A 17,186-nucleotide genomic window follows, 5' to 3' on the forward strand; every position below is an offset into this window, starting at 1 on the left:
TTATTCATTTACATTACAACCAGGGGCTATAATAAAATTCATAGTTTAATAAGCTATATCCAAACAAAACAGTACTTTCATTTAAGTAGCAATTAGTTGCTTACGGCGTGTGTGGTTAATTGATAGTTACGTGCTGGTGCTGGCTTTAAACAAATATTAAACCTTTGTTTAAATGAAAAATAAATGAATTTTTTTGCGCAGGCTTGTTACGTAAAGAATTTAAATTTATATCTTAAACCCGATTTAAAACCGGCATAAAGTACAACAGGGGGTAATTGATAAGATGCCCTACTTATTTAGTTTAATGGATATTCTTACCCAAAATAAGTATAACAATATTGCTCCGGATGATGTGTTTATACATCATTTGTTTGAGGAACAGGCAAGGCAGCATCCGGATGTTATTGCGGTACAGTATGGTGACGATAAAATAACCTATGCTGAATTTAACGCAAAAGCTGATGAACTGGCAAAAGCCGTTATGGCTACAGCACCGGCTTCGCTGGTTGTAGGCGTAAGTTCTACCCGTTCAATTGCTACGATGATAAGCTTGTTTGCCATACTTAAAGCAGGCAAGGCCTATTTGCCTTTAGACCCCGCCTTTCCGACGGACAGGCTGCAGGATATTGTGGCCGATTGCGGTATGGATACCATCCTGGCGCCGGATAAAGACCGGGCGGTATTCGGCGGGATTATAAAAAACATTATTGCTACAGATGAGCCCGTTTCTGCAGACAAACCTGCAACTGAAGTGGCTAAAACCCGTGTAGCCTATATTATTTACACTTCGGGTTCTACAGGCAAGCCAAAAGGCGTTTGTGTGGCGCACCATGGGCCGGTTAATTTAATTAAGTGGAACCAAAGCATCACCCCGTATTTGGGTATTGGCCACCGTACCCTGCAATTTTCTCCGCTGATTTTTGATGCATCGGTGATGGAGATATTTTGTACGCTATGCACCGGCGGCACACTGGTTTTAGTGCAGGATGAAGTACGGATAGATCCCTTAAAACTTTTAAAATATATAGATGAGCAGCAGGTTGAACGGATCATCATCACGTTTGTTGCCTTACAATATTTAACAGAAACTGCCGATGCCGAACAGTTTTTCCCGGCATCGTTAAAAGATATTATCAGTGCCGGCGAGCAGCTAAAGGTCACCCCGCAGATCCTCCGCTTTTTTAAGGCCCTGCCGGGATGCATATTTTATAACATGTACGGCCCAACCGAGGCCAGCGTATGCAGTACAGCCCTTAAAATGGAAGGCCCGCCGGATGAATGGCCCCTGCTGCCCAACATAGGTAAACCGATAGATGAGGTAGGCATCCACATGCTGGATGAAAATTTAAAGGAAGTGCCCCCGGGCGAACAGGGCGAACTTTGCATCAGCGGCATCAGCCTGGCAGAGGGGTACCAAAACCGCCCCGACCTTACTGCCGATAAATTTGTAAACTGGACCGACGATAAAGGACATACTATTAAAGTTTACCGCAGCGGCGACTTGGGCTTTTACTTGCCCAACGGTAACATCGAATACATGGGGCGCAAAGATACCCAGGTAAAAATTCGCGGTAACCGGGTAGAGATAGGCGAGATAGAGGTATTGCTAAATCAGTTGGATGGCATCCAGCAATCTGTTGTGGTTGCGCGCGAGGATGTGCCCGGCCAAAAGCGTTTGGTAGCTTATGTAATTGCATCGGGCGATAAAAAGGATACCTCGTACCTGCGCGATAGCATCGAACAGAAGCTGCCCGAGTATATGATACCTTCGGCATTTGTTTGGGTAGATGGCTTTAAAGAGACCACAAGCGGTAAAATAGACCGCAATGCCCTGCCTGCGCCGGATACGCAAAGGCCCGAACTTTCGGTACTATACAAAGCACCCGCTACCAAAGCAGAGAAGCATGTAGCCGCCCTATGGAGCGAATTATTGCAGCTGGATAAGGTTGGCGCCTATGATAACTTTTTTGAATTGGGCGGTAATTCCATTCTGGCGCTTAAAACGGTTGCGGCCCTAAAAAAGCTGCATAATTATACCTTGCCTATAACCAAGCTGTATCAATATCCAACCGTAAATGGTATTGCCGGCTTTATAGATGGTAATAAGGTTGTAGCAAAAATAGCTGCAAAGCCCAAAAAGGATAAACAGAACACCGATATAGCCATAATTGGCATGGCTGCCCGTTTCCCGGGGGCCAATACCATAGCCGGGCTTTGGCAGGTACTTACCGAAGGGCGGGAGACCATTTCTTTCTTTACCGATGAAGAGATCGATAAAAGCGTGCCTTATTCGGTTAAAACAGCATCAAATTATGTTAAAGCGCGTGGTATAGTAGAAGGTGCCGAAGGTTTTGATGCTGCATTTTTTGGCGTTAACCCCAAGGTGGCCGAATTGATGGACCCCCAGCACCGGGTATTTTTAGAACTGGCCTGGGAAGCCCTAGAAACCAGCGGCCATCTGCCCGGTAAATACGATAGCCCGGTTGGCGTTTTTGCAGGGGTAGGTAACAATACCTATTACACCAATAACGTCATCTCCAATACAGAAAAAATTGAAAATGTTGGCCGTTTTTTAACAGCCACTGTTAACGAAAAGGATTATATAGCTACACGCACCGCTTACGAGTTGAATTTAACCGGCCCGGCAGTAAGTGTGCACTCGGCATGCTCTACCTCACTGCTGGCTATTGCACAGGCGGCAGATAGCATCCGTAACGGGCAGTGCAGTGTGGCGCTGGCGGGGGGCGCATCCATCAGTTCGCCCATAAAAAGCGGGCATTTGTACCAGCAGGGCACCATGCTTAGTGCCGATGGGCATTGCCGGTCGTTTGATGCCGAGGCAGATGGCACCGTGTTTAGCGATGGTGCCGGTGTAGTGGTTTTAAAGAGCCTGGAAGAAGCCGAGCGCGATGGCGATACCATTTACGCCCTGTTAAAAGGCGTAGGTTTAAATAACGATGGTGGCGGCAAAGGCAGCTTTACCGCGCCAAGCGCCGCCGGGCAGGCGGGCGCTATTGCTATGGCCATTGCCGATGCAGGTATCAACCCGGTTACCATTTCTTATGTAGAGGGCCACGGCACCGCTACAAATTTAGGCGACCCGATAGAAATAGAAGGCCTTAACCTGGCCTTTGGCAAACAAGATAAAAACCAGTATTGCGCCCTGGGTTCTATTAAAAGTAACATGGGCCATTTAGTGGCTGCGGCAGGTGTGGCGGGTTTTATTAAAACAACGCTGGCGCTTTATCATAAGCAGATCCCGGCTACGCTGCACTTTAAAAAAGCCAACCCGAACATTGATTTTGAGGATAGTCCGTTTTTTGTAAATACCCAACTGACCGATTGGCAAACCGAGGGTAAACGCAGGGCAGGGGTAAGCTCCTTTGGCGTTGGTGGTACCAACGTGCATACCGTGCTGGAAGAGTATATCCGGGCAGAAGAACCCTTAGTGGAAAGCCGCCCGTTGAGTTTGATCGGCTGGTCGGCCAAAACGGGTACCAGCGCATCCAAATGGGCAGACAGGTTATACTACTATCTGCAGGATAACCCGGATGTTGATGTTGCAGATATTGCCTACACGCTGCAAACCACCCGTGCCGGTTTTAAAGAACGTAATTTTATCCTGGCTGCCCACAGGGACGACCTGATGGAAAAGCTGACCAAATTCAAGCGCGATCCATCCAATTCCAAAATCTTAAAAGAAAAGGCTGCCGAGGTGGTATTCATGTTCCCCGGCCAGGGGGCGCAATATCTTAATATGGGCCACGAGATTTACAAGCAGGAGCCTGTTTTTAAGGCAGCGGTAAACGAATGCGTTAATTTACTAAAAGGCACCGGCCATGAGCATTTACTGGATATCATTTATACCGGTGCATCTGCGGAAGCAACAGAAAAGTTAAAAAACACCTATTATACCCAACCGGCAATATTTATTACCTCGTATGCCATGGCAAAGCTATGGATGAGCTGGGGGATAGCACCGTCGGTATTTACAGGCCATAGCATAGGCGAATTTGTAGCTGCACATTTTGCAGGTGTATTTAGCCTGCCGGATGCCTTAAAGCTGATAACCGAACGTGCCAGGCTGGTAAGCCAGGTAGCCGAAGGCGATATGCTGTCGGTACGTACCAATGCCGGTGAGTTAGAAAAGATCTTGCCGGGCAACCTTTCCATAGCCGTTATCAATAGTAACAAGCTATCGGTAGTAGCAGGCGAAAAGGATGCCGTTGCCGCCTTTGCCAAAACGCTGGAGGAAATGGGCATCCCCGGCAGGTTGTTACAAACCAGCCATGCTTTCCACTCGGCGATGATGGATGGCATTGTGGAACCGTTTGAGCAGGTGGTAAAAACAGTACAATTAAATGCGCCGGTTAAACCCATCGTATCTACCGCTACAGGCAAATGGCTTAGTGCCGCCGAAGCGACCGACCCGGCTTACTGGGCATCGCACCTGCGTAAAACCGTACGCTTTGCATCTGCAATTGATACGCTGGCAGAAGAGGGAGGCCGCTTGTACTTAGAAGTTGGCCCCGGCCGCACCCTGGCAACGCTAACCGCCCAGCAAACTGCCGAAAGCCCGGTGCCTGCAGTTGCCGGTATCGAATTGGCAAACGATCAGCCCGAGTATCAATCGGTTATTAAAGCCATTGGGCAACTATGGCTAAACGGAGTAGAGCCAAACTGGAAGGCATTTTACGGGGATGGGCGCAAAAGGCTTAATTTGCCTGCTTACGCCTTCGATCATAAAAAATATTGGGTAGAACCTGTTGCATATAACACCACTGCAACCGTAAATTACCAACCGGAAGAAATTGTGCCGGATGAACCACAAACAAACACAGCAGAAACCATAACACAGAATAACGTAATGAGAAAAGATTTGCTTGCCGACAAATTGCAGGAGATATTTGAAGATGCATCGGGTATTGAAATTGATAACGCTTCTGCGGATGTAAGCTTCCCCGAGATTGGTTTCGATTCGTTATTATTAACGCAGATAGCTACTAATCTTAAAAAAACATTTAATGTACCGGTAACCTTCCGTAAACTGTTTGAAGAGTATAACTCTATTAACCTGCTGGCCGATTTTCTGGATAAAAGCCTGCCCGCAGGTGTTTTTGAACCGGTAGCGGCGGCACCACAGCCCAAAGCGGTGCAGCAACCGGTTTACAGTAATGGAGCCATGCCACCGCCGGTGCAAATGCCGGTTTACAGTAATGCAGCCGTGCAAATACCGGGTATGCCTTTTGTGCCTGCAGGCGGTAATGATATGGCCCTGAGTATGATAAGCCAGCAGCTGCAGTTACTGGCCAGCCAGATCTCGCATTTACAAGGCGGGGCACCCGTGCAGCAAATACAGCAGCCTTACAGTAACGGCGTACCACCTTCGCAATTAAAGGGCGAACCCGTTGCACCGCCGGCATTAGACCAGGAACCGGATATCAGCCCGGAAGAAATGGTGGAAATTAAAAAGCCATTTGGCGCTACCGCCCGTATAGAAAGAGTGGTACAGGGGCTGGATGCCAGGCAAATGGATTTCCTGGCCGATCTGACCAGAAAGTATAACGAGAAAACTAAAAAAAGTAAAGAGCAAACGCAGCAACACAGGCCATACATGGCCGATCCGCGTGTGGTAAGTGGTTTCAGGCCGTTAACCAAAGAGGTGGTTTACCCGATAGTGATCAACAGATCTAAAGGCAGCCGCCTTTGGGATGTTGACGGTAACGAATATATTGATGCGTTAAACGGCTTTGGCTCGAACATGTTAGGCTACCAGCCCGATGTGTTGAAAGAGGCAATTTTAGCCCAGATAGAATTAGGGTATGAAATTGGCCCCCAGCATGAACTTGCCGGCGAGGTTTGTAAAATGATGTGCGACTTTACACAGCATGACCGTGCCGCACTTTGTAATACGGGTTCTGAAGCCGTATTGGGCGCCATGCGCGTTGCCCGCACCGTTACCGGCCGCCCTTTAATAGTGGCGTTTAGCGGGGCATACCACGGTATTATGGATGAGGTTATCGTTAGGGGCACCAAAAAGTTAAAAACGGTGCCTGCCGCATCCGGCATCCTGTCGGATAACGTGCAGAACATGCTGATACTGGATTATGGTACAGATGAGGCCCTGCGCATCATCAAAGAACGTGCAGATGAGATTGCCGCTGTATTGGTAGAGCCGGTGCAAAGCCGCAGGCCGGAGTTTCAGCCTATTGAATTTTTGAAAAAATTAAGAGTAGTTACCGAGGATGCCAAAGTGTGTTTGGTGTTTGATGAGGTGATCAGCGGGTTTCGTTTCCATCCCGGCGGTACACAAGCTTTGTTTGGCGTTAAGGCCGACCTGGGTACTTATGGTAAAGTTATTGGCGGCGGTATGCCGGTAGGTGCTATTTGCGGTAAAGCCGAGTACATGGATGCGCTGGATGGTGGCTTTTGGGCTTATGGTGATGAATCTGTACCGGAGGTAGGGGTAACCTATTTTGCGGGTACTTTTGTACGCCATCCGCTTGCACTTGCTGCCTGTAAAGCATCTTTACAATACATGAAAGACCGTGGCCCGGCCCTGCAGGAAAAGCTTACTGGCCTGGCTACCCGTTTAAAAAATGGCATGGATGCTACCTGTAAAAAAGAAAACCTGCCATTAACCCTGGTTGGTTACGCATCTTTATGGCGTTTAAAATTCCTGGAGGATATTCCTTATAGCGAGTTGCTTTTTACACTTATGAGGCTGCGGGGTATCCACGTTTTGGATGGTTTCCCTTGTTTTATGACGGATGCACATACCGAGGCAGATGTTGACACCATGATAGCGGCATTTAACGATAGTATAGCCGATATGATAGCCGCCGGATTTTTTAAAGCACAAACTGGCACACCTGTTGTATCTTTGGTTAACCCGGTTACGCCATCTGTAACCACTGCTGCCGATGCGCCTGTGGAAGGGGCAAAGCTTGGCCGTGATAAAGATGGTAACCCTGCATGGTTTGTGAGGGATGAAAATAACCCGGGGAAATATATACAAATGGATATAAACGGTAAGTAATTTGGATCAGACGGCTACATATAATCCCCAGGTTAGCACTGACGAGTTTGACCCTTTTGCAGGGCCCGAAATACTGTTGGTTGCACCGGCCACCGAGCCGCAGATAGAGATCTGGACATCATGCCTGATAGGGGGCAACGATGCCAGCTGCGCCTATAATGATTGCGCAACTATCGTACTTACAGGGGCTTTTGATAAGGATGCGATGCTGAAGGCTTTACAGGCGTTAACAAACCGCCACGAAGCTTTACGTACCGTATTTAGTGCTGATGGTGCCAATATCATTGTTTATAACAACCCCGAAATAAAGGTAGATTACCACGACCTGTCTGCCCGGGATGATGAGCAGAATAAACTTTTTATTAAAAATTATAACCGCCAGCTGGCTATTACGCCGGTAGACCTGGTTAACGGCCCGTTGTTTAAAGTGGCCATACTAAAGCTTAATTACGACGAGCATCAGGTAATTATGCTGATGCACCATATTGTTGTAGATGGCTGGTCGGTGGGTATAATTATGCAGGATCTGAGTAAACTTTACTCGGCCTTTGCGCAGCAACAGGCCCCAAAGCTGCCGCCTGCACCACAATTTAGCCAATATGCTATTGATGAGATAGCAGCATCGCACACGGCAGAACATAAAGAGACCGAGCAATACTGGTTAAACCAGTTTAAGAGCAGCAGCCATTTGCTTGACCTGCCTGCGGATAACCCGAGGCCATCGCCGCGTACCTATAAAAGCAACCGCGCCGATTACAGCCTGGATACCACCCTGGTGGGCGATTTAAAGCAACTGGCCCGCAAAGCCGGGAGCAGTTTTGTTACTACCATTATGGCCGCTTTTGAGGTGCTGCTGCACCAGGTTACCGGGCACGATGAAATTATTATAGGCCTGCCTGCCGCGGGGCAATCTGCTACGGGTAATTTTGGCCTGGTTGGGCATTGCGTAAATTTGTTACCGCTGCGCAGCTTCCCCAATGGCGAAAAATCGTTTACAGCGTATTTAAAAGAGCGTAAAAGCCCCGTGCTGGATGCTTACGACCATCAGCAATATACCTTTGGCAGCCTGCTAAAAAAATTGAATATCCCAAGGGATGCAACACGTTTGCCGCTCATCCCTGTAATATTTAATATCGATATCGGGATGGATGATGGGATAGATTTTTACAATCTTAAGCATCGTTACATCAACAACCCGCGCGAGTACGAAACCTTCGAGATCTTCTTGAACATTACCGATCATAAAGGTATGCTCACCTTTGAGTGGTCATACAATTCGTTGTTGTTTGAGCCGGCCACCATCACCCGCTTTATGAACGAGATGGAGCATTTGCTGCGCCAGTTTGTAAAATCGCCAGATATGCCTATTGGTAAGCTTGCAGTGATGAATGCTGCCGAGATACAGCAGCAACTGGCTAAATGGAACGATACCAAAGTTAATTATCCGAAAGAAAAACCACTTCACCAGATCATCAGCGAAACCGCAGCGCAGCATCCAAACAGTATAGCGTTAAAGTTTAACAAACAGCAGCTTACCTATAAGGAGTTAAACCAGCAGGCTAACCAGCTGGCGGCCGTATTGATAGAGAACGGCGTAAAAGCCAGGGATAAGGTTGCCATATCGCTGGATAGATCTGCCGAGCTGCTGGTAGCTTTATTAGCCATTATTAAAGCCGGTGCCACTTACATCCCGCTCGACCCGATATTCCCCATCAACCGCATCAACTATATGCTGGAAGATTCGGCTGCGGTAGTGCTGCTAACCTCTTCGGCTTATAAAGGCCAGTACGTATCCAACGCCAAAGAGGTTATCCTGGATGATATTTGGGCAGGCATCAAAAATTATCCAACTACAGATCCTGATATAAAAGTAACAGGAGCAGACCTGATCTATATCTTATATACATCCGGCTCTACCGGGCAGCCAAAGGGGGTGCAGATAAAGCACCACAACGTAGTTAACTTTTTGTATAGCATGCAAAAGCAGCCCGGGCTTACCCCTGCCGATAAGCTGCTTGCCGTAACTACCATCAGCTTTGATATTGCCGGGCTGGAACTTTGGCTGCCGCTGATAACCGGTGCCCAGATAGTAATGGCCGATGCTGCTACAGCAAAAGATGGTAATGCCTTGCTGGATATTATCAAAAAAGATAAAATTACCGTAATGCAGGCCACGCCCTATACCTGGCGCATTATGCTGGAGGCAGGTTGGGATAAAGAACGGGTTAAAGTTATCTGCGGTGGTGAAGCCCTGCCGATGGACCTGGCGCAGCGCATACTGGATAAGGCATCATCGTTGTGGAATGTTTACGGCCCGACAGAAACTACCATCTGGTCTACCTTAAAAGAAATTACTGCGGATGATGGTTTTATCAGCATTGGTAAACCGATTGATAATACGCAGATCTATATTTTAGATAAATATCAAAATCCGCTGATAGCCGGCGCCGCCGGCGAGATCTATATCGGTGGCGAGGGCATTGCGCATGGTTACCTTAACCAGCCCGAATTAACGGCAGAAAAGTTCGTTTCAGATCCGTTTTTAGGCGAACCAGGGGCGAAAATGTACCGTACCGGGGATCTGGGAACATTCCTGCCGGATGGTAACCTGATGTACCTGTCGCGTATTGATGCGCAGGTAAAGATCCGCGGGTACAGGATAGAAACCGGCGAGATAGAATTTAACCTGGCTAAGGAAGATGCCATTAAACAAGCCGTAGTTATTGCCCGCGCCGATAATAATGGCGTAGATAAGCTGGTGGCCTATGTGCTTTTGAAGGAAGGCGTACAGCAAGCCGAAGATAACAGCGAAATTATTCAGCAATGGCGTACCAACCTGCGCGCATCAGTGCCGGATTATATGGTGCCGGATAATTTTGTGGTAATAGATGCCATGCCGATGACACCTAATGGCAAGGTAGATAAAAAAGCACTTGCCGCACGTGATATAGCCGTAGCAGATGCAGCAGCTTATGTTGCCCCTCGTACGGATGTGGAAAAGCTGGTTGCCGATATCTGGACAGAGTTTTTAGGTGTTGAGCAGGTAGGTATTCATGATAACTTTTTTGAACTGGGCGGACATTCGTTAATAGCTGTAAAGGTAATGGCCCGGATAGAGAAAGAAACGGGTAAACGTTTGCCGCTGGCCATTTTATTTGAAAACTCTACAGTAGAAAAACTGTCGCTAATGCTGCAGATGGATGGTAAATCTATCGTTTGGGACTCTTTGGTGCCCATTAAGCCTACCGGCAAAAAAGTACCTATTTATATTGTGCATGGCGCGGGGCTGAATGTATTACTGTTTAATACGCTTGCTAAACATATGGACCCTGAGCAGCCCGTTTACGGTTTGCAGGCCAAAGGTTTAAACGGTGTTGACGAACCGCTAAACAGGATGGAGGATATTGCCGCACATTATATTTCGGCCATCCGTGCGCAAAACCCCGATGGGCCTTATGCCTTGGCCGGTTTCTCTTTTGGAGGGATAATTGCCTTTGAAATGGCCAAACAGATGGAAGCGCTTAATAAAGAAGTGCGTATGCTGGCTATGTTTGATACTTACGCCTACCGCACCCCGCACTATGACCAGTGGCTGGTAAAAAATGTTAAACGTGGTATGTACTTTGGCCGTAAGATATGGCATGCCATGCTATTTAAGGATGGTTTCCAAAAAACGATTACTACACGGGCGAAGGCCTTTGAACGCGGAGCCATCAGGCTTTTATGGAAACTTAAGTTTGGAACCGAACAACAGCAAACAGGCTTTTTTGGCTACTCGCATAAGATAGACCAAATGAATAACGAAGCACAAAAGCATTACAAAATAATGCCTTACAATATCTCTGTAGAGCTTTTCCGTGCAGAAACCCGTTCGTTTTACCTGGATGATTATACCTATTTGGGTTGGAAACCATATGCTTTAAAAGGTGTGAATATTCATAATGTACCGGGCGAGCACAATACATTATTTAAAGAGCCTAACGACAAGGAATTTGCCCGCATATTGCAGGAATGCCTGGATAAAATCAATTATTAACCGGGCTTTGGGCGTTATTATAAACCGGCAATTAAATGATATAACCTGGCAAACCGTACTGCCGGATATGTTTGTTACACGTAATAATGAGGTGCATATATGGCGTGTATGCATTAGCCAAAACCTTAAGCGCTTAGAACGGTTTGAAGCGTTGCTTACTGCGGATGAAACCGTACGCGCAGGCAAATACAGGCAGCAAAAAGATACTTATCGCTTTATAGTGAGCAGGGGGATGCAGCGTATTATTTTAGGCCGCTATGTGAACACGCCGCCTGCACAATTGAAATTTATTTTAGGCGAAAACAAAAAGCCCTGTTTGATGAGCCAGGATGGTAACACTATCCATTATAATGTTTCGCATGCGGGGGATTGGATTGTGCTTGCGGTTGCTACATTGCCTGTAGGTGCAGATGTGGAATATGCCGACGCTGCTTTTTCCTTCCAGGAGATCTTAGCGGATAATTTTAGCAGGGAAGAAGTTGCTTATATTAACCAGGATAACGCTGCACACAGGTTTTATACCCTTTGGACACGTAAGGAAGCCATACTTAAAGCCACAGGGCAGGGCATAGGCGAGCATTTATCTATCACCCCGGCGCTTAACGGAACGCATCTACTTAATGCTTCACTTACCGGCGCTGATAAAAACTGGCAACTCCGTAGCTTTAACTTATACCCGCAATATGCCAGTACAGTTGTTGTAGAAGATGCCGGCCAGGATTACCTTTTTTTTGATACCGCCTCATTCTGAGGGTAATAAAGAAGGCAAGCTATCCTGTGCTACGGGTTTATACGCCGTGATTTCTTTGATCTGCAAATTTAGTTTTTGCCACTTTTTAGGATCCTTAACAGCAATTTGCGTGGTATCAGCCGCACTATAAAAATCAAGGATGCTTTTTTGTAACTGCGGGGTAACATTTTTATATTGTTGCTCCTGTAGTTTCTCTAACAATTCGGCAAAAGTTTTATCTGCCAGCGGGTATTCACCTAAGCGGGTAGGGTTACCGGTATCAAAATCAATATCGGGCAATACAAGCATATTATCGGCGGCCTGGCTTAGGGCAACTTTGTAGTTTTTAATAATGGTATCAAAGCTTATGGCAAACAGTTTTTGCCCCTGCTCTCCGGGTGATTTAAATTTAAGGGTTTTTAACGGGCCAATTTTGGGTAGTATGCTAATAAAGAAAACCGCCACTTTTGCAAAAAACTTAGATTCGTGCCGCTCTTTGCCAAACTCCAGGTTAAAGGATCGTTTACTCATTTTGTATTGAAATTTACGAACTGTAATACCCGGGTTCATTTTCTCAATATCGGTTTGGTTGGCTTTATAGGCTGATTTTGTAAGCACGGGAAACAGGTTACGCACTCCCCAGCGCATGGTGTTGATGGATGAATTGATGTTGGAGAATATCGACCCTAATTTACGCCCGTAGGTTTGATAAAAGGCCCTTTCCAATACCGGTACAGATATGTTGAAACCGATGAAGTCATGATAGCCTGCTGATGTGTAGCCCTTTTGGCCTATCTGCAATACGTCATAAGCAAACTCCATACGGCTATGCGACGTGTGGTCGTCATTGTAGGTAACTACATCGCCAAATTTTTTTTGCAGCTTGGGGTAAATGATAGGCACATTTAAATTGGTTGACATGGAGTGCCCATATTTATCAGCCATATAATGAGATAATGCGCCCATAGCAAAGGCATATTCATTCAGATTTTGGGCATCGTTTATCAGGTTGATGATAAAATCACCGCTGCGCACATAATGCAGCAGATCGGTAAAAAAGCCATTACCAAAAGGCATGTAACCCATATCTGCAACAATAGCGCCGCCATAAGCATAAGAGTGCGCTTTTAACAGGTCTTCGCGGGTTGCATTCGGGTACTTTTGTTTCAGAAGCGGTATAGTGGTTGATTTCCATGACGCATCTATAATAGCCTCATGCGCCAATATAGAGTAGGCTTTTGAGCTTGCACCTAAAAACACCATAATGGTAACAACCAGCAAATATTTAAGCAACTGAGTGGGGGCGGCTAACATGTATTTAATCTATTCCACATTAACGAGAGTAGGTGTATAAAGGTTTTAACTATCCGTTTTATGGTATAATTGTTACTTAAACCTCTCGCGTTTTCTGGTAAAAAGCCTGATGAGAGTTGTTATCTCCTTTCATTATATACGCCAAATTCTGCCACGGATACTTCTCCATCTGCCTTGTCTATGCTTACTCTTACTTTACTGCCCCAAACACGGCTAAAGCGGTGGATCTTCACGCGTGCCGTGGTGTTACCAGTTAGTATGGGTTTCCACACGCCGTTTTGCAGGTATTCTACATGGTAAGCGGTTATATTCGGTTTTTTCTCGGTAATTGCTATGGCGTTAAACTCTGTGTCGTGCCCAAAATCTATTTCGTACCAAGGGTTTTTAACCGCAGTGTTAGATACCCATGATGTAGTGAAATCATCATCATTAGCAAAATCCATAATGTTCATGTCATCACTCCAACTAGAATTAGATGGCTTGTTTTTAGCCAGGTTGCTCGAAATAATGGGTGCACCGGTTGCTGCCAGCCTTGGCGCCGGGCCATCGTTATTCCAAAGTTTACCTATTTCTTTTAGTGCAGCCAAAGCATTTTCATCAAAAAGGCCATCGCGGTTGGGTGCAACGTTCAGGATAAAGTTACAGTCGGCCTTATTTAACGTAGTCAACTCGGCTACCATTTTGCTTGGCTCTTTTACCGGGGTGGCAGGGAAGTTTGTTTTCCAAAACCAGCTGCTTTGCAGCGGTAAACAAGCCAGCGAAGGCATAATGTTATTATCTTTTGCTAAACGCTGCCCGGCACCCATTTCATAAGTTTTAATATCGCTGTAAAACAGGCCTTCTGCCGGATACTTTGCCCCGTTTAAATCCATCAGCACGCAATCCGGCTGGATAGATTTTACAAGGTGGTACACATCCTCAAAATTAATATCATCATAGCTTATTCTTGACCATGGCGCATCCCATCCATCTATAATAATAGCTTCTATTTTTCCGTATTTGGTTAGCAGCTCTGTTAGCTGTGCCTTTACCATCTCGAAATGTTTTTGTGTAATGTTGTGCGGGCGCAGTTTATGGTGTGTATCCAGTATGCTGTAGTACAGCATAACCTTAAGGTTGTTTTTACGAAAAGCATCTACATATTCTTTAACCACATCGCGTTTCAACGGGCTGTTCATCACATTGTAATCGGTTGTTTTTGTATCCCAGATGCAAAAGCCGCTATGGTGCTTGGTGGTAAGGCAGCCATAGCTCATGTTGGCGCTTTTAGCGGCTTTAGCCCATTGGTCGGCATCCAGTTTTGTAGGATTAAACGCCGATGTAGGCGTTTCCGGGTCGGGCCAGTCGGCATCCATATAAGTTGGAATGTTAAAGTGGATGAACATCCCGAATTTAAGATCGACAAACTTTTGCTGTAAAGCGGTGTAACCGGCATCAGCGGTGGTTTGTGCAGCTGTTTTTAATAATATACAAGCCAGTAACAGGGTAGTAGTAAAAAATTTTTGCATGGGGGTAGCACTTAATGGATATCCCAAAGTAACAGTAATTATTGATTGCTAAAATATTAATCAAAAAAAAACGCCCGACCAAAGCGGACGGGCGTTTCATATAGCTTATATATACTATGCGTTCTGGATAGAATTATTCCAGTCGTTAGCTGTGCTTTTTACTTTTGATTTGGCAGCGTCTGCACCGTTTTCGGCATAGTTTGCAGCTTTTGATTTTGCTTCGTCATAAGCATCCTGTGCATCATTTACTGCACCGCTGAATTTTGACTTTACAGAATCAACTGCATTGCTGCTGTATTCTTTAATACTATCGGCAGTGTTTTGCGCTTTGTTTTTTGCTTTATCAACCAGGTCGTTCACGTAATCAGCAATATCGCCTCTTAGTTCTTCACCTTTTTCTGGCGCTAATAATAAGCCTAAAGCGGCACCTGCCGCAGCACCCACTAAAAGTGCTGCTATAATTTTTGCTTGGTCTTTCATGTTTTCTAACTTTTTAGTAGATGATTTTATATGTAGATTAACAAATACCATACCGTACTGTTGCCAAAAATTAAATAAGGCATATTTGAATATATCTTATCCTATTAAGATAAGATATTCACACAAAGGCTATAATTTAATGTTTAAGGGGTTATGGATGTGACGTATTTAATAGATTATGCCCGGTCGGTACATTTCAGGAAGGTGTTTTACCTTATAAGTATTGTACTGGTAGCTATACTACTTGTACTTAAATACAAACTATTGCCACAAATAAACCGGCGGGAAAATTTAACACAGCGCATATTAAGGCGCATTTTTGATACGCTCGTTGTACTAACATTCTGCACGATGGCCGTGGCATCAATATTTTTTTGGATGAGCGGGAATGAATAGGGGGCATCCGCCAAAAAATGGCTGTAAAAAAAACATCCGCCTTTTGGGCGGATGCTTTTTTGTAACATTAGTGGATTAATATATAATTAAACAACCTTTACGTTTACTGCGTTTAAGCCTTTTCTTCCGTTCTCTACTTCGAACTCAACTTTATCGTTTTCACGAATTTCGTCGATCAGGCCTGTTGAATGAACAAATACGTCGGCACCACCACCATCAGGGGTAATAAAACCAAAACCTTTTGTCTCATTGAAAAATTTTACTGTTCCTTCTTTTTGCATTATTTTATTTATTAAAAGCCGCAAGGTAGGTATAATAATCCACAAACAAGCAAAATGTGGCAAAGCCTTGTTATATTATGCAGTATCAGGCAACTACTGCCAGGTGCCGACTATGCAAAGTGTTTTCAGAATCTTTTACAATACCGCGAATCTTCTCATCGAGTTCATTTACGGTAAGTTCCATCATATCAAAATAGTTAAAGCTTACATTTTCCATTTTTATCAGGTCCATAATGCCTAACAGCGATGCTACAGGCCGGCGCAATTCATGAGATTGGATGATGGCAATACGGTTAAGCGCCTCGTTCTGTACGTTGATATAAGCTTCCTGCTTTTTATGTTGTGTAATATCAGTAGAGTTTATGGCAACCCCGATAACTTCGCCCTCGTTGTTGGTAACCGGGATGAATGAGGTGATCATCCAGCAGGCAAAAGGAGTGTTTGACATTAGTTTCCATTCGCGTTTTACCGCACGGCCGCCTAAAGCAATTTTACTGTATTTTTTAAATTGGGTAACTATGGCCGGGTCTGTATAATCCAGAATTTTATCCCCATTACTTAACTGGTGGCTATAAGTATTGCGGATAAATGCGGCAGCCGATCTGTTATAAGCAAGAACCTCAAAATTTTTACCGATAAGCAAGTGAGTGTCTTTACTACTATCAAATATGGCTTTCAGCTTAAGTTCCGAATCTACAATGGCTTCAGATTGTTTATATTCTCTTTCGCGTTGTTCGGCAAGTACTTTCAGGCTCCAGTTCAGCTCCATTAGATTTACCACCTGTTTAGACATCACCTGTAAAGCATTTTGCTGATGATCTGTTAAGCTGCGTGGCTGCATATCAACTACGCATAAGCTGCCAATAGCAAAACCATCTTTGGTAATTAAGGGCGAGCCGGCGTAAAAGCGCACATGAGGGTCGCCGGTTACCAATGGGTTTTGGTTATGATCGTTATCCTGCTGCAGATCGTAAATTACGTTGACGCCCTTTTGCTGAATAGTTTTATTACAAAACGACATACTGCGCGGGGTGCTGGTAACTTCGGTGCCTGCTGATGCCTTAAACCACTGTACTTCGTTATCAAGTATAGTTACCAGGGCAACAGGGGTACCGCAAATTACAGATACAAGTGCAACGATGTCATTCAGATCTTTGGTAATACTATCGTCCAGGTTTTTAAACCTGTCTACAGCTACAAGGCGTAGTTGCTCATTGTTTTCCATTTGTGGCAGCGGGTTTAATTACCAGTTATTAGCTAATTAACTGTGTCGCTAACATTTATACGTGGAAATATAAAAAAGGTTTACACGTAATGTTAACGCAATAATTATTAATAGGGCAATAAAAATACGAAATAAATATGTTTACGGATTTTGATAAAGACTATAAAATCCCGCAAG

At 45.2% G+C, this 17,186-nt stretch carries 9 protein-coding genes; 4 read left to right on the plus strand and 5 right to left on the minus strand.

Annotation, left to right across the window (positions count from 1 at the left end; translation table 11 throughout):
* Positions 1 to 283: 283 nt before the first annotated feature.
* From E2R65_RS11520 to E2R65_RS11530, 3 genes are read left to right on the plus strand one after another with little or no spacing between them, the layout of a single operon-like run.
* Positions 284 to 7,039: a polyketide synthase gene (locus tag E2R65_RS11520; protein ID WP_229704620.1), complete on the plus strand. Its 6,756-nt coding sequence runs from the start codon at positions 284 to 286 to the stop codon at positions 7,037 to 7,039.
* Between the two features lies 1 nt (position 7,040).
* The gene (locus E2R65_RS11525) at positions 7,041 to 11,075 is read left to right on the plus strand and encodes a non-ribosomal peptide synthetase (protein ID WP_134336634.1); all 4,035 of its coding nucleotides are present in this window, start codon (positions 7,041 to 7,043) and stop codon (positions 11,073 to 11,075) included.
* A gap of 7 nt (positions 11,076 to 11,082) precedes the next feature.
* A complete protein-coding gene (locus tag E2R65_RS11530; protein ID WP_158285263.1) occupies positions 11,083 to 11,826 on the plus strand; it encodes a 4'-phosphopantetheinyl transferase family protein in 744 nt (247 codons plus the stop codon).
* Here E2R65_RS11530 and E2R65_RS11535 read toward each other — a convergent pair.
* The 3 genes from E2R65_RS11535 to E2R65_RS11545 form a co-directional block, all read right to left on the minus strand.
* The gene (locus E2R65_RS11535; RefSeq protein WP_134336636.1) at positions 11,818 to 13,119 is read right to left on the minus strand and encodes a zinc dependent phospholipase C family protein; all 1,302 of its coding nucleotides are present in this window, start codon (positions 13,117 to 13,119) and stop codon (positions 11,818 to 11,820) included. The two genes, E2R65_RS11530 and E2R65_RS11535, sit on opposite strands and share 9 nt — an antisense overlap.
* Positions 13,120 to 13,238: 119 nt before the next feature.
* Positions 13,239 to 14,627: an alpha-L-fucosidase gene (locus tag E2R65_RS11540; protein ID WP_134336637.1), complete on the minus strand. Its 1,389-nt coding sequence runs from the start codon at positions 14,625 to 14,627 to the stop codon at positions 13,239 to 13,241.
* Between the two features lie 114 nt (positions 14,628 to 14,741).
* Positions 14,742 to 15,107 (minus strand): YtxH domain-containing protein, encoded by a 366-nt coding sequence (locus E2R65_RS11545; protein WP_158285264.1) that lies wholly within the window; start codon positions 15,105 to 15,107, stop codon positions 14,742 to 14,744.
* Between the two features lie 153 nt (positions 15,108 to 15,260).
* Here E2R65_RS11545 and E2R65_RS19640 point away from each other — a divergent pair, with 153 nt between their 5' ends.
* A complete protein-coding gene (locus E2R65_RS19640) occupies positions 15,261 to 15,503 on the plus strand; it encodes a hypothetical protein (RefSeq protein ID WP_158285265.1) in 243 nt (80 codons plus the stop codon).
* Between the two features lie 86 nt (positions 15,504 to 15,589).
* Here the strand turns inward: E2R65_RS19640 and E2R65_RS11550 are convergent, their stop codons facing one another.
* Both E2R65_RS11550 and E2R65_RS11555 read right to left on the minus strand, forming a co-directional pair.
* Positions 15,590 to 15,784 (minus strand): cold-shock protein, encoded by a 195-nt coding sequence (locus E2R65_RS11550; RefSeq protein WP_067057762.1) that lies wholly within the window; start codon positions 15,782 to 15,784, stop codon positions 15,590 to 15,592.
* Between the two features lie 85 nt (positions 15,785 to 15,869).
* A complete protein-coding gene (locus tag E2R65_RS11555; protein ID WP_134336639.1) occupies positions 15,870 to 17,009 on the minus strand; it encodes a GAF domain-containing protein in 1,140 nt (379 codons plus the stop codon).
* Positions 17,010 to 17,186 lie beyond the last annotated feature (177 nt).

It is taken from the genome of Mucilaginibacter phyllosphaerae (genome assembly GCF_004378255.1).
GTDB classification, from domain to species: Bacteria; Bacteroidota; Bacteroidia; order Sphingobacteriales; family Sphingobacteriaceae; genus Mucilaginibacter; species Mucilaginibacter phyllosphaerae.

Excerpts from the sequence above, each read along its gene's own strand:
- E2R65_RS11520 (WP_229704620.1), top strand. The coding sequence starts at position 284 with ATGCCCTACTTATTTAGTTTAATGGATATTCTTACCCAAAATAAGTAT.
- E2R65_RS11535 (WP_134336636.1), bottom strand. The coding sequence starts at position 13,119 with ATGTTAGCCGCCCCCACTCAGTTGCTTAAATATTTGCTGGTTGTTACC.
- E2R65_RS19640 (WP_158285265.1), top strand. The coding sequence starts at position 15,261 with ATGGATGTGACGTATTTAATAGATTATGCCCGGTCGGTACATTTCAGG.
- E2R65_RS11550 (WP_067057762.1), bottom strand. The coding sequence starts at position 15,784 with ATGCAAAAAGAAGGAACAGTAAAATTTTTCAATGAGACAAAAGGTTTT.
- E2R65_RS11545 (WP_158285264.1), bottom strand. The coding sequence starts at position 15,107 with ATGAAAGACCAAGCAAAAATTATAGCAGCACTTTTAGTGGGTGCTGCG.
- E2R65_RS11555 (WP_134336639.1), bottom strand. The coding sequence starts at position 17,009 with ATGGAAAACAATGAGCAACTACGCCTTGTAGCTGTAGACAGGTTTAAA.
- E2R65_RS11540 (WP_134336637.1), bottom strand. The coding sequence starts at position 14,627 with ATGCAAAAATTTTTTACTACTACCCTGTTACTGGCTTGTATATTATTA.